The sequence below is a fragment of the Mesorhizobium sp. B1-1-1 genome (assembly GCF_006442955.1).
Lineage (GTDB): Bacteria > Pseudomonadota > Alphaproteobacteria > Rhizobiales > Rhizobiaceae > Mesorhizobium.
Genome location: NZ_VFWW01000016.1, coordinates 74,647 through 88,321 on the forward strand (window position 1 = coordinate 74,647; position 13,675 = coordinate 88,321).

13 protein-coding genes and 1 pseudogene are annotated in these 13,675 nt (G+C 61.0%); 11 read left to right on the top strand and 3 right to left on the bottom strand.

Features of this window, described 5'->3' with window-relative positions:
- Positions 1 to 2: 2 nt before the first annotated feature.
- The 5 genes and pseudogenes from FJ986_RS27495 (at position 3) to FJ986_RS27515 (ending at position 5,497) form a co-directional block, all read left to right on the top strand.
- On the top strand, positions 3 to 953 hold the full coding sequence (locus FJ986_RS27495; RefSeq protein WP_140499531.1) for an ABC transporter permease: 951 nt from the start codon (positions 3 to 5) through the stop codon (positions 951 to 953).
- A gap of 32 nt (positions 954 to 985) precedes the next feature.
- Positions 986 to 1,864 (top strand): ABC transporter permease, encoded by an 879-nt coding sequence (locus FJ986_RS27500; RefSeq protein WP_140499530.1) that lies wholly within the window; start codon positions 986 to 988, stop codon positions 1,862 to 1,864.
- 55 nt (positions 1,865 to 1,919) lie between these two features.
- Complete coding sequence (locus FJ986_RS27505) at positions 1,920 to 3,230, top strand: FAD-binding oxidoreductase (RefSeq protein WP_140499527.1); 1,311 nt, start codon at positions 1,920 to 1,922, stop codon at positions 3,228 to 3,230.
- A 62-nt stretch (positions 3,231 to 3,292) separates the two neighbouring features.
- A pseudogene (locus FJ986_RS31030) lies at positions 3,293 to 3,903 on the top strand (IS481 family transposase); the annotation flags it as partial.
- A 271-nt stretch (positions 3,904 to 4,174) separates the two neighbouring features.
- Positions 4,175 to 5,497, top strand: a complete 1,323-nt coding sequence (locus tag FJ986_RS27515) for an FAD-binding oxidoreductase (protein WP_140499813.1) — start codon at positions 4,175 to 4,177, stop codon at positions 5,495 to 5,497.
- A 438-nt stretch (positions 5,498 to 5,935) separates the two neighbouring features.
- Here the strand turns inward: FJ986_RS27515 and FJ986_RS27520 are convergent, their stop codons facing one another.
- Positions 5,936 to 6,874, bottom strand: a complete 939-nt coding sequence (locus FJ986_RS27520) for an ornithine cyclodeaminase family protein (protein WP_140499525.1) — start codon at positions 6,872 to 6,874, stop codon at positions 5,936 to 5,938.
- A 132-nt stretch (positions 6,875 to 7,006) separates the two neighbouring features.
- Between FJ986_RS27520 and FJ986_RS27525 the strand changes: the two genes are divergently transcribed.
- The 5 genes from FJ986_RS27525 (at position 7,007) to FJ986_RS27545 (ending at position 11,314) form a co-directional block, all read left to right on the top strand.
- Positions 7,007 to 8,035: a GNAT family N-acetyltransferase gene (locus FJ986_RS27525; protein ID WP_224646636.1), complete on the top strand. Its 1,029-nt coding sequence runs from the start codon at positions 7,007 to 7,009 to the stop codon at positions 8,033 to 8,035.
- An 11-nt stretch (positions 8,036 to 8,046) separates the two neighbouring features.
- Positions 8,047 to 9,225 carry an alanine racemase gene (locus FJ986_RS27530; protein ID WP_140499523.1) on the top strand — a complete coding sequence of 393 codons (1,179 nt, stop codon included), beginning with the start codon at positions 8,047 to 8,049 and terminating at the stop codon, positions 9,223 to 9,225.
- Between the two features lie 57 nt (positions 9,226 to 9,282).
- Positions 9,283 to 9,474: a hypothetical protein gene (locus tag FJ986_RS27535; protein ID WP_224646634.1), complete on the top strand. Its 192-nt coding sequence runs from the start codon at positions 9,283 to 9,285 to the stop codon at positions 9,472 to 9,474.
- Positions 9,471 to 10,925 (top strand): aldehyde dehydrogenase family protein, encoded by a 1,455-nt coding sequence (locus FJ986_RS27540; RefSeq protein ID WP_140523349.1) that lies wholly within the window; start codon positions 9,471 to 9,473, stop codon positions 10,923 to 10,925. The genes FJ986_RS27535 and FJ986_RS27540 overlap by 4 nt, the downstream gene beginning before the upstream one ends.
- Before the next feature lie 143 nt (positions 10,926 to 11,068).
- Positions 11,069 to 11,314, top strand: a complete 246-nt coding sequence (locus FJ986_RS27545; protein WP_140499519.1) for a DUF982 domain-containing protein — start codon at positions 11,069 to 11,071, stop codon at positions 11,312 to 11,314.
- A gap of 252 nt (positions 11,315 to 11,566) precedes the next feature.
- Here the strand turns inward: FJ986_RS27545 and FJ986_RS27555 are convergent, their stop codons facing one another.
- Both FJ986_RS27555 and FJ986_RS27560 read right to left on the bottom strand, forming a co-directional pair.
- Positions 11,567 to 11,887, bottom strand: coding sequence for a hypothetical protein (locus tag FJ986_RS27555; RefSeq protein WP_140499517.1), 321 nt, complete (start codon positions 11,885 to 11,887; stop codon positions 11,567 to 11,569).
- Positions 11,888 to 11,902: 15 nt separating this feature from the next.
- Positions 11,903 to 12,112, bottom strand: coding sequence for a hypothetical protein (locus FJ986_RS27560; protein ID WP_140523352.1), 210 nt, complete (start codon positions 12,110 to 12,112; stop codon positions 11,903 to 11,905).
- A 957-nt stretch (positions 12,113 to 13,069) separates the two neighbouring features.
- Here FJ986_RS27560 and FJ986_RS27570 point away from each other — a divergent pair.
- Positions 13,070 to 13,279 carry a hypothetical protein gene (locus FJ986_RS27570; RefSeq protein ID WP_140523478.1) on the top strand — a complete coding sequence of 70 codons (210 nt, stop codon included), beginning with the start codon at positions 13,070 to 13,072 and terminating at the stop codon, positions 13,277 to 13,279.
- The last annotated feature ends 396 nt before the right edge of the window (positions 13,280 to 13,675 follow it).

Below are 13,675 nucleotides of genomic sequence, written 5' to 3' on the forward strand. Positions count from 1 at the left end.
GAATGCGCGGCTTCCTGCTCAATCGCCTCTCGCAGAGCCTGGTGCTGCTTGTGATCGTTTCGATCATCGGCTTCGGCATTCTGAACCTCCTCCCGGGCGGCCCACTGGCGCAATTCGGGCTCGATCCCGGAATGACCCAGCAGGATATCGAGCGGCTGAAGGGATTGCTTGGCCTCGATCGGCCTATATGGATCCAATACCTGGACTGGGCATGGCGGCTGCTGCAGGGCGACTGGGGACACTCCTTCCGCGACGGAGCGCCGGTATTGCAGATCATTGGCAGCCACGTGTTCGCCACGCTGCTGCTGATGGGATCTTCAACCGTGATTGCGATCTCCATTGGCGCCTGGATTGGAATTCGGGGCGCCACACGCCGCTACTCGCTATTCGACTATCTAGCGACTGTCGGTGCCATGATCGCTTTGTCGGTCCCTACCTTCTGGTTCGGACTCGTCGGCATCTACATCTTTTCCCTGAAGCTGGGCTGGCTGCCCGCGGGCAATATGTCCGAGATCGGAGATGCCTCGATCCTGGGATATCTCCACCATTTGATCCTGCCAAGTATCGTGCTGTCGCTGGTCCATGTCGCGATCTGGAGCCGCTACATGCGGACGGCGACCCTCGACGCCATCAGCCAGGACTTCGTCAAGACGGCTCGGGCCAAGGGATTGAGCGAACGGCGGATTCTGATGAGGCATGTCGTCGGCAACGCACTCTTGCCGATGATTACCTTGGCCGGGATGCAGCTTCCCAGTGTTCTCACCGGCGCTCTGGTGACCGAAACCGTCTTTACCTGGCCGGGAATGGGACGGTTGTTCCTGGATAGCCTTGGCTATAGCGACTATCCGGTTGTGATGGGGCTTTTGATGTTCTCGGCCATCCTCGTTCTGCTTGGAAACCTAATCGCCGACATTGTCGTCGCTATTGTCGATCCACGTATTCGCCTGGCTTGAGCGCGCAACTTCCCCGACAGGAGACAGCCGATATGACCGCTCTCACCGCAAATGCAGCTCCAAGCCGATGGACAAACAACCGCGCGGCGCTTCGTTTCATGAGACACCGCCTGGCGCTGCTCGGGTTGGCGATGATCATTTTCCTCGTGCTTGCTTGCGTGCTCGGCCCCCATCTACTGCCTTATGACTCACTGTATATCGATCTGCGGGCCCGCTTTGCCCCACCGCTGACGGGCCACCACTTTCTGGGCACTGATCCGCTTGGCCGCGACCTTGCGGCAAGATTGTTGATGGCGGGACGAATCTCGCTGCTGGTGGGTTTCTTCGCCATGGTGTTGTCGACCCTCGTCGGCACGCTTGTCGGCGTGATCGCCGGCTATCGCGGCGGCTGGATCGGGGCGACGCTGATGCGCACGGTCGATGGCTTCCTGTCGTTCCCTTCGATCTTTCTGCTCCTGGCGCTGGCTGCGGCACTGAAGCCCAGCCCTGTGATGATCACCGTCATCATCGCCCTCACCAGTTGGATGGAGGTTGCCCGTATCGTGGAAGCGGAAGTCCGCTCGTTGCGGGAACGCGAGTTCGTCCTGGCCGGGCGCATGCTGGGATTGAGCGGCACCCACATCATGTTCCGCGAGATACTGCCCAACGCCATGGGACCCATTATCGTTGCTTCCACCCTGACGGTCGCGCGCGCCATTCTGATGGAAGCCTACATCAGCTTCCTGGGCTACGGAATTCAGCCGCCATTGCCCAGCTGGGGCAACATGCTCAACGGCGCCCAGCAATATCTGGGCAGCGCACCTTGGCTGGCCATCATTCCCGGAGCTGCAATCACCATCGCGGTGACCAGTTTCAATTTCATTGGTGACGGACTGCGTGACGCGCTGGACGTCCGGGACGACCATATTTGAAGTGCCGCGAGCGGCCGCTTTCTTAATCCCTGGAACATCAAGAGAAGTCAGTCACGTGCAAGAGCCCAAAGTCGCCGAAAAGAACACGCCCTACTGGTGGGAAGCGGCGCCCGTCATGCCGCTGCCGCGGCAGCCGCTGGCAAAGAAGCTCGATGTGGTGATTGTCGGCGCCGGCTATGCCGGGCTTTCGGCTGGGCTTGTGCTGGCGCGCGAGGGGCGCTCGGTCGCCGCTTTCGATGCGATGCATCCGGGCGAGGGTGCTTCCACGCGCAACGGCGGGATTACGAGCGGCAGCATCCGGCCGGACCATGCCACGATCACCCGGCGCTTCGGTGAAGAGAAGGCCATGGCGATCGAGGCCGAGGGCAAGATCGCGCGCGAATTCCTCTACGACTTCATCAAGACCGAAGGGCTCGACTGCGACTTCCGGCTGGTTGGCCAGTTCAAAGGCGCTTTCGGGTATCAACAGTATGAGATAATGGCGCGTGGCGCCGAGACACTGGCGAAGAAACTGGGGATCCAGTCCTACGCCGTTCCGCATGCCGAGCAGCGAAATTATATCGGCACCGATTTCTACCGCGGTGGAACCGTCCGGATGGACATTGGCGCGCTGCATCCCGCAAAATTCCACGCTGAACTCCTGCGGGTGGCGCTCGGATCCGGGTTGACGGTCCATTCGCATACAGCGGTCAAATCGATCGAGAGGAATGGTTCGGGGTTCCGCGTCACGACACCGGCAGGGACGGTGGATGCACGGCAGGTTCTGGTCTGCACCAATGGCTATACCGACGGCGCCGCTCCGTTCCTGCGTCGCCGCTTGGTTCCGGTCCGCAGCCGGATCATCGTGACCGAGGAACTTGCGCCCGATGTCATGGCGCAACTGATGCCGAAGCTGATGACGATCACCGAAAACCGGCAACTCGGTTTTTATTATCGTCCCTCGCCCGACGGGAAACGCATTCTGCTGGGCGGGCGCGACAGTTCTCGCGTCGGCGATCCGGTGGCGCCGAAACTTCTGCTACGCAAGGGCTTGGTGAACCTTTTCCCGGAATTGGAAAACGTCCGCCTTTCGCATTGCTGGTTCGGCAACGTGGCGATGAACCGCGATATGCTGCCCCGCATCTTCGAGAAGGAAGGTGTGGTCTATGCCACCGGCTTCTGCGGTTCGGGCGTGGTCTGGGCGCCATGGATCGGCATGCGTGCGGCCCACAAGCTGATGAGGCATGGCGAGCAGTCCCGCACGGCGTTCGACTTTCGACCGCCTTCGGCCATCCCGCTCTATCGCGGCGATCCGTGGTTCATGCCTGCGATTATCCAGGGCTACCGGTTGCAGGACCGTATCGCCTTCTGGCGCGCCAGCCGCTGACGGCCAAAGGTGACGGCCTTTTTTGACTATTCGTCGCTGCGGCCCGGCTGGAGGCACCGCGGAGCTTGAGGGCGCTGGCGAAGCGCTATGGAATCAACCAGAAGACCGTCGCGAAGTTGCAGAGTCGAATCTGTGTCCTCGATCTGCCGATTGGGCCGAAGGAGGCGCGGTCGACCCTGCTCACGGTCGATGAAGAGGCCGTCATCGTCGCCTTTTGACGCTATACGCTGCTGCCGCAGGATGACTGCTTCTATGCGTTGCAGCCGACGATCCCGCATCAGGGCAAGCAGCACAAGTTCGTCGCCATCTATCGTACCTCGAAGGGCGCCTTCATGGAATTGCATGAGAAGGCCACCACTGTCGTCTCCCGAGAGTTCCTGCTCCGGCTGATCGCGGCCGTTCCCCATAAGATCCACACAGTGCTCACCGACGATGGAATCAGTTCACCACACCTAATGCCGGAGGCTCGGCCGTGCCGCAGATCAATGAGGCTATCGCCAACGGCGAACGCTTCTGGGCGCACGCCTTCGAATATGCCTGCGCCACGAACGACATCGAGCACCGTACGACTAAGGCCAAGCATTGGACCAATGGACAGGTCGAGAGGATGTACCGCACGATTAAGGACGCCACGGTCAAACGCGTCTACTAGGGAAGTCACGATCAGCTCAGGTAACACCTCGGACTTCTTCGCCGACTACAACTTCGCACGCAGGCTCAAGACCCTCAAGCGCGTTCCAACGGACTCGCGAAGCGGTTACGCCGCCCTGCGCCGAACTGGAACTCGGTCGGGCTTGAGCAGATCGTATCGGTCAAGGGATCAAGAAACCGCACATCTGGCGAAGTCCTAGATGATTTCGGCACATTCTTTCGAGCGCACGATGCGATGAAGGGCTGATCGGAACTTTGCTTCCGCATTCATGGCAGCCGAGGTTGGTTGGAACATGTCGCCCCGAGTCGAGCGCATTCACAGCGATGAGCGTCTCCCGGCCGAAGTCGACGTCGTCATCGTCGGCGGCGGCATCCTCGGCTCTACGGCCGCCTATTTCCTGGCGAAGCGTGGCCTCTCTGTGGCTCTGCTAGAGAAGGGCCACGTCGCCTGTGAACAATCGAGCCGAAACTGGGGTTGGTGCCGTCAGCAGAACCGCGATCGGCGCGAACTGCCGCTCTCGGTGATCTCCATGCGACTGTGGGACGAGCTGACGCGCGATATCAATCGGGACCTTGGATTTCGACGCTGCGGTCTCGTCTATGCGACTCACGACGAGGCTGTGCTCGCCGGCTGGGAAAGGTGGCGCGAGGTCGCCAGGGAGTACGAGGTCGACACCCGCATGCTGAGCCGGGCGGAGGTGGCCGAGCGCGTCCCCGAAGCACGCGACAAATGGGTCGGCGGGACCTATTCAGACCGGGATGGTAAGGCAGAACCTGCGCTCGCCGCGCCGGCTATCGCCGAAGGGGCCAGAGCTCTGGGCGCCACCATCCACCAGGAATGCGCCGCGCGGGCGCTCGACTTGGCCAATGGCAAGATTGCGGGCGTGCACACGGAGAAGGGCTACATCAGAACCGGCGCGGTGCTGTGCGCCGCTGGCGCCTGGTCCTCGCGCTTCCTTAGGCCGCTCGGGATCAGTTTCCCCCAAGCAAGCATCCGGCAGACCGCGCTGCGTTCCACCCCGACAATCAACATAGGCGAGGCGGTCTCCACACCCTACTGCACGATCACGCGCCGACTGGACGGCAGCTATACGCTTGCGATCAGCGGCAAGGCGAACCTCGAAATCACGCCCCAAGCTATCCGGTATAGTCGGGAATTCATGCCGCAATTCTTGCGTCGCCTAAAGAACGTCAGGCTCGGCATCGGCCAATCGTTCCTTTCGGGGCCGGATTCAATGCCGGCGCTGCTGACCAGCGACGATCGGATCTTCGAACAGAATCGGGTGCTGGATCCTCCACCCTTAAAATGGCTGGTAAGCCAAGTGGTGGAGAGTGTCCGGAAGACCTTCCCCCAACTCGGCGACATAGAGATCGATAGTGCCTGGGGCGGCTTCGTCGATTGCACGCCGGACGCAGTGCCTGTGGTGTCGCAGGTGGACGCGGTGAAAGGTCTCGTCCTCGCGGCGGGCTGCTCGGGCCACGGCTTCGGTTTGGGCCCGGGGCTTGGCTATCTGGCCGCAGAGCTGGTCGTAAACGACACGCCTTGCGTCGATCCTACACCGTTCCGCCTGTCGCGTCTGGTCGACGGCTCGAAGCTGGACATCGCCGCTATCTGAAGATCAGTGGGAAGTCAGGCCTGACGCGCACCAACAAGCGCCGCTATGGCCTGCAGGACAAGATCGCCTGGTGGCGGGCCCAACGCTGACGGCTAAAGCTGGCGGCCCATTGACCATGCGGCGCTGCGGCCCGGCTGAATGATCGCGTCTCCAACGAAGACCATCACATGCACTACATCTCCACACGCGGCCATTGGTTGGGACTAGCCTCAAGGGGGCGATCTACGGCACGAACGTCCATGGCAGAATTCTGATGGCGACGATGACGCTGGTTTCTCACTCAGGCTATCGAATCTGGGACTTGGTTGCCATTCGGTCGTTGGCGGTGGACCGGAGTCTTGAGCTCCATGCGGCGCCATGAACCACGGCTCGGCTGTAAAGGTCTTTTCCAGTGCAGCGGAAAAATTCGTCGGCTGGGATCTGCCGGTGTGAAGGCGGTCAGTGGTGGGACGCTTTCGCGCGGATCAGCGCGTTGGCCATGTAGAGATCCTGGAGAGAGATACCGGAACTGTCGAAGACAGTGATTTCATAGTCGAAGCGGCGTCCGGGGGCACGCCTTTCAATGACGTCGCCGATTGGTGTTATCGCATGCACGCCGGCATCGATCTCGTCGAGCACGTGTTGGAACTCGCCGATCTGGACGGACTGGGAAAGCAGATCACAAAAGAGACGTGCTCTGGGAAATAGTTCTCTCGGCAATTCGCACTTGCCCGGAGCATCCGACCCCATGCTGACGATATGGGTTCCGGGTCCCACCCAAGCGGAATCGAACAGGGCTTCGCGTGAGGGTGTCACTGTGACCACGATGTCGGCTGCGCGGACGGCTTCTTCGGGCAAGGCAGCGCGCGCGTCCAGGCCCCTTCTCGCGATCTGATCGAGAAGAGCGTCGCGCCGTGGTGAAGGCCGGGCGACGACCAGCACGGTTTCGATTGGGCGGATGCGTGCCAGCGCCATCACTTCGAAGCCCGCCTGATTGCCGGCGCCGAATATCGCCAGGACCTTGGCTTGCTTGCGCGCAAGGAAATCGGCAGCAACCGCGTCGGCTGCGGCCGTCCTGTAGGCGTTGACCTTCCCAGCCTCGATAACGGCGCGGAGCCGACCTGAATGCTGATCGAGCAGCACGATTGTGGAGTTGTGGCGGGGAAGGCCACGTGCCGGGTTGCCCGACCAGAAGGAGCCAATTTTCACCCCGGTTAGGTCATCCGACGAACCGGATTTGATTGAGAAGGTATTGGTTGCCTCCTGTGTGCGCCCGAGAACAGCGGGAAAGATCCAGCTCCGCCGCGACGCTGCTGCCACGAAAGCCTCCCGCGCCGCCTCGAAAGCAAGCTCATGCGTGACAAGGGCGGCCGATTCCTCCTCGCTGATGTAGATCATCCAAAGTTCCCCATGTGCGTCAGTCGTTTATCGCTGGTTGCAGCTACGGCGTTACCGAGGCTGAAATCGCACCCCACGGCGAACGATGCGGACCTCAGCCGATCGCAGGGCAACCAGGCGGAGCGATTCTAGGTGCCCGATAGTCCTCGCCTGATTTGCGCAATTTGGGATGCCGAGGAACTGCTTAAAACGAACAATCCCGCTGAATTGAAAGCGCAAAACAGCAGCGAAATCTGTCCGCCGGACGCCACTCTAAGGTGCGACTTCAATCCTGGATCGAATGACAGCGTTGCACTTATGGCAATTGAGCATGGCACAGACATCGTCAGCAACCAGATGGAGCTGATGAAATTGGAGCCCCGCCATTTGCCGGGCGCGTTGAAGCTGTCGCAGGAGATGGGCTGGCCCTATCGCCTGGAGGATTGGGAATTTGCCGCAATGGTTGGAAATGGTCTGGTCCTGGAGCGGGGAGGACACGTGATCGGCACGGCCATGTCCTGGAGCTACGGACCGACCTATGCTTCCGCCGGAATGATCATCGTCACCGGCTCCGCGCAAGGCGGCGGCAACGGCTCCCGGCTCTTTGATGGATTGCTTGCGGCTACACAGGGGCGCCACGTGCTGCTCAATTCGACCGAAGAGGGGCTCGCGCTCTATAAACGGCGTGGCTTCACTGCCTGGGGCACTGTACTTCAGCACCAGGGCCCGCTGACTGTTGCCGTGACGCAGACGACCCCTGACATCCGTCAGGCGACGGTCTTAGACCTCGCGGCAATCCAGGCCTTCGACGAACGGGCCACCGGCATGCCCCGGACGGCGATGGTGGCTGCGCTCGCCGATGCGGGCAAGGTCGTCGTTATCGAGCGCGCGGGGCGGGTTGCCGGCTACGCCATCGCCAGGAAGTTCGGGCGCGGCTATGTTGTCGGCCCCTGTGCGGCCGAAAGCGTGGAGGACGCGCGGCTTCTGATCCTGGCCCAGCTTTCGAAGCTTCGCGATCAATTCGTTCGCATCGACGTCTATGCCGAGGATGGATTGGGCGACTGGCTTGAGAGCCTCGGCCTCAAGCGGACCGGCAGTGCCACCGCTATGGTCAAAGGGCAACGACCCGTTTCTGACGGGCTGGCCCACATGTACGCATTGGCAAACCAGTCGTTCATTTAGGAAACAAGGTCATGGACAATAGGGCGGCAAATCTATCAGGGAGCGCGACGGCGAAGAGTATCGACGCCCTTGTGACGCCGACCCTGCTGCTGGACCGCGGACGGCTCGGACGCAACATTCAACGCCTCGCTGAACGCGCCAAGAAGCTCGGCGTGGTGCTGCGTCCGCACATGAAGACGGCCAAGAGCATCGACGTCGCTTGCGACGTGTTTCCACAGGGACCCGGTCCCATCACGGTCTCGACCGTCGCCGAGGCGGCGTATTTCGCGGACCACGGCTTTCGCGACATCACCTATGCCGTCGGCATCTCGCCGGCTTCGGCAAGGCGCGCCATGGAGCTTTGTCGCCGTACCGGCGCCGATGTGAAGCTGCTTCTCGATTGCGTGGACCAGGCCGACGCCCTGGCCCGAGTGCGCGAAGCCACCGGCATGACGCCCTCGGTCCTCATCGAACTGGACTGCGACTACCATCGCGGTGGCTTGAGGCAGGACGACCCAAGATTGCTCGACGTGGCCAACAGGGTTGTCGCTGCCGGTGCCAAGCTCGTCGGCGTTCTCGCTCACGCGGGCGAATCCTACGGCTTGAACACACCCAATGCGCTGGTCAAGGCAGCGGAGAACGAGCGTTCAGCCGCCGTGCGCGCCGCTGAAATCCTGCGCGCTTATGGCCACGCCTGTCCGGTCGTCAGCGTCGGCTCGACGCCGACAGCGCATTTCGCCCAGAACCTGGAGGGTGTCACGGAGCTGCGCGCCGGCGTCTACATGTTCTTCGATCTCGTCCAGCATGGGGTTGGCGTCTGCGACCGCGACGATCTCGCAATTTCCGTTTTAGCCACCGTTATCGGCTCCAAGCCGGAAAATGGATGGGTGCTGGTTGACGCTGGGTGGATGGCGCTATCGCGCGACCGGGGAACCGCAAACCAGCAGATCGACCAGGGTTACGGCGTGGTCTGCGACGAAAAGGGGCGCGTGCTTGAAGATGTGATTGTGGCCCAGGCCAGCCAGGAACACGGTATCCTCTCCATTCGTGCCGGTTCCGGGAAATCCATGCCCGAACTGCCGCTCGGGTCTCGGGTCCGGATCCTGCCCAACCATGCGTGCGCGATGGCTGCCCAGCATGACTTCTACAGCGTCGTCAACGGGGACAGCCCCAAGATTGAAACGCGTTGGGAGCGGATGCGCGGCTGGTAGACGCGCGAACACACGCCTCGGACGAGCCCACTCTAATCAGCACTGGCGGTCAAGAAAATGAAATTTGCCTCTTACTGGTTGGATAAGTCGACGCTGATAGGCAGCACCATGACTGATGTCATGGATGGGCGCCCCGACCTGAACCTCTGGAAGGATTTCGAATGGCCAGCGATACCCGGCTATTTCGGGCGCCCCTGGTTCCTGCCGGTTCTGGGTGCCTATTCCCGTATTAAGGATCTTGTCGCGTGATCCCGCCCCTCGAACATCTGTCGCGCAACGGCCACCTGGACAAGTTCTTCATCGACGGTCGATGGGCCGAGCCACGCGGCACCGCCAAGGGCTTGGTGGTGAACCCCTCCACCGAAGAGGTTGTGGCTCGGTTTCCGCTCGGAAACAGCTTGGACGTGGATGCGGCCGTTGCAACGGCCCGCCGGGCATTCGCCGCCTGGAGCCGGACCACGCCGGAATATCGTGCCGGTCTGCTCGACCGCCTGCAGGCGCTGGTCGAGGCGCGCAGTGAACTGCTTGCGCAATGCCTCACCCTCGAAATGGGCGCGGCGATTGGATATGCGCGCACCGCCCAGGTGCCGCTGGCGATCGCGCATATCAAGGTCGCTCGCGATGTGGTGACAGCCTTTCCCTTCGTCAAGCAGCGGGGCCAAACCGCCGTCACCCACGAACCGATCGGTGTCTGCGCCTTGATCACGCCATGGAATTGGCCCCTTTACCAGATCACCGCCAAGGTTTCGCCCGCGCTCGCGGCAGGCTGCACGGTCGTGTTGAAGCCGAGCGAGCTTTCTCCCCTGGACGCTCTGCTGTTCGCCGAGGCGATCGAGGAAGCCGGCTTCCCTGCCGGCGTTTTCAACCTCGTGCAGGGTGATGGTCCGGGCGTAGGTGCTTGTCTCGCCTCCCATCCCGATGTCGACATGATCTCCATTACCGGGTCCACCCGCGCGGGCATTGCGGTGGCCCAGGCGGCAGCGCCGACGGTCAAGCGTGTCGCGCAGGAGCTCGGCGGCAAGTCGCCCAACGTGATCCTGCCGGACGCCGATCTCGACCGCGCCGTTTCCCTGGGCATAGCCGCCGCCTTCCGCAATCTCGGCCAGTCATGCAGCGCTCCGACACGCATGATCGTGCCACGTCCGCTGCTCACCGAGATTGAGGCAATCGCCAAGAGGGTCGCGGCCCAGATCGTCATTGGCGATCCTCTTTGCGAAGCCACCACTCACGGTGCGATCGCCAATCGTGCCCAATTCGACCGCATCCAAACCATGATCGGCGTCGGCATATCGGAAGGCGCCAAGGTCGTCATCGGCGGACCTGGTCGTGCACACGATCTGAACGTCGGCCTCTATGTGAAGCCGACGATCTTTTCGGCCGTGCGCACTAACATGCGCATTGCACAGGAAGAGGTTTTCGGTCCAGTTCTCTGCATCATCCCCTACGACACAGTTGATGAGGCCGTCAGCATTGCCAATGACACGGTCTATGGTCTGGGAGCCCATGTGCAGGGCAATGATATGGACGCCGTCAGAGACGTCGCATCGCGCATTCGCTCCGGTCAGGTGCATCTCAACTACCCGGCCTGGGATCCGCACGCGCCGTTTGGCGGTTTCAAGCAGTCCGGAAACGGACGCGAATATGGGATCGAGGGCATGCTGGAATATCTGGAGGTCAAATCCATCCTCGGCTATTTCTAGGCGATCTTTGCCCGGCGCAGAGGCGCGCCGTCGGAGCCATTCATGCCAAGAGTACAAGAGACCGACGGTGAATTGGTCGAGATCATCATGAACGAAGCCAAGTTTCGCGGCCAGTTCGTCCTGTTCGACCTCAGAGAGCCTTTATGAGCCTCCATTGGTTCAATCCCCCGGTCTCTATCAGGACTGGCAAGCCTGGCATGACGTATAGCTGCAACAACGTCGAGGGTGCAGCTCGGGAGCTCATGGGGTGGAACGATCGCGGCCCCAAATGGGACCTTGCGGTACGCGCCTGCCTGTCCTGTTTGGCTGGCGACATGACACCTGAGGATGTCCGCCAGGCGTTCATTGCCGCTGCTGAGGAGGGAGGCAAGCTGCTTGCCAGCGGTTGAGACTATAGCTTACTCCATGTCTGGCACGTCGCCACCCACAAACAGCGTCGTCGGCTCCCGTATTCGCGCAGTACCGGGTTGGCTTCACGCGACCTCGCAATGACGCCGGCATGGTTCCCCGCCAAGTCCTTGCGGTCCATATCGCCCGATCTCCAGTCGGCTGGTCCGAAGACAGGCCGGAGGTCGCCAGTCTCATCGCGGCCAAAGGCGGTGACGACGATTAGCTTCGGGGCTTTATGTTGCGGCATCAGGTTATCTGAGATGGGGGTCCTCTTTGGGCTGGAGCAAGAGCCGGTGGACGTTGAGCGGTGGAGGGGGCAGAACCTCGGTCATCTCGAATAGAGGCACCGATAGGCCGCCTTGCTCTGGCGCTGTGTGCTTTGACTTAAGGTCCGCTATTTCCTCGTCGCGTCTGGCAATTCGGCTTTCCAGATTGGCGATACGCTCAGTCAGCAAATACCGTCCAACAGCGAAGCCGCCGCCTCCAAACAGCACGGCAAACGTGGCAAAGGCTGCCGGGTTGGCCGCTACCAGCGCAGAGTTACTCTCAATGAAAGCGATAAGGTCATGCATTGAGGGTTGTCTGTCTCACCCCAGCACAGGCGGCGTAGGATCGAAGCTGATCGCCACGAGCCCCGGATGCCTGTGAGCGAGGGCGAGGATCTGTGTCTCAAGCTCGCAGTTGTAAGCCATGAGCGCCTTTACGGTCTCAAGGGGCGTTTCGTAGCGGGCGATGAGCTTCTCCGCCTCCGCGTGTAGTTCGGCTTTGGTTTCGGCGTCTAGGTGCATCGTGCCCATTGCAGTATTTTCCTAACGGGTTGCTCTGCGGGGTGCCGAGCGCGCGTCAAGGCGGTCCTGAAGGTAACCGTTGAGAACGATCATTTCCTTGAGGGCCTTCATCAACGTCGCCCTTGTGTACGGCAACGAACCTGTCGACGGTGGCTTGAAGGGCAGCCTCTTGCCGGCTGTCGAGTGACACAACGCAATCCACCTGAACGCCTCCTAATGTCGTGGACAGTGAACAAAAATGGAACAAAACTGTCAAGAGTGAAATGACTAGACGAGGAATAAATCCCTTTTTTTGGGCTCTGCCTGACAGGGATGGAAGACGGAAGCGCGGGCCGCACGCCGACACCTGAAGCGTGCGCGTCAGTGCCTTCATGGGCATGATCAAGTGAGCAGAGAAACGGTTGAGAGAATCGATGGGATGATCATAGCCCTGGCCGCGGAGGAGTGCTCTTTCTTTGCTTCCTCTTCCCCTTCGGCCATCGAACGACGCGGAACTCTGAGGCCGCCTCGTCCCTTTAAGGCATAGCTCTACCTGCTGAAGGCAACCAGGATGCCGAGCTCTTCCTGCATGGCGCCATGTGGCCCTCGATGCAGGAACTCGCAGTCCATCGAGGGGCCCCGCTGGCTCCCGCCGGCGGGCTCTTCAGTCACCCAGCGAAACGAAGCCGCTTCCGGCAAGTCCGGAGACTAAAGGAGGTTCCGATGAGAGAGCACGGCGGCGGACCCGAAGATGACGAGGGCATGCAGTTGCTTGCTCGGCGGCTGGCTTGAGAGGTCGGCATCCCGGAACGAGAACCGCGCGGTCAAGCTCATTGGTACCGACTGGAGTTCTTTGGGCGCGAAGCAAGTTTCCTGAAAAACCAGCGCTGGCCATTGTGATCTCGGCCAGGATCGCTGCCCTTGAAGGTCTTGCACGGCCGGAGGTCTTGCTGCATGTTTTCGGTGTTGGATTCCCGGGAGAAAATCATGCCAATTCAACAAAAGGCGGCGGAGGCCGGTATTTTCGACGCATCTGAGTTGGCACTGCTTGGGCGGGTTTTCCACAACCTTAAGCTAGGCAACCCATCGCCGGATGAGCGCGAGTTCATTGCCTCCCGAATTATCGCGAATTACATGGCAGGTGTGGTCGACGAGGCGGAGTTGGTTTTGCTCTCGAAGCAGCCGCTTGGCCGTTAGCCAACTCGCGGAACTTACCGCCTGCCCAGTTTTTGCGCTTCGGGGCCTTGTCGGTCTTTTTCTTTGACGCGAACAACGTACTCTTTCCGAAGTTGGAGCGCCGGAAGCTTCGCAGCGATACTCCCAGCTTCCGCAGCCCGTCTCGCCCACGGCAATGGCTTGCGGCTGTGGTATCCGAGTCGGCAGGCAGAATGATAACCATTCGCGCCTGACGCCTCGGGAAGAGCGGTCTTCCCGCTACCAGAAACACGATGACGAGAGCGCATAGCGCCAAGACTGCGGCGAAGGTGTTTGCTGTGAACTCGCCAAGTTGCATGACCATCCTCGTAAGGGACACGCGGTTAGACGAGTACCCGAAGATACCGACGAACAAGGGATCTTATTCCACGGTGCTTC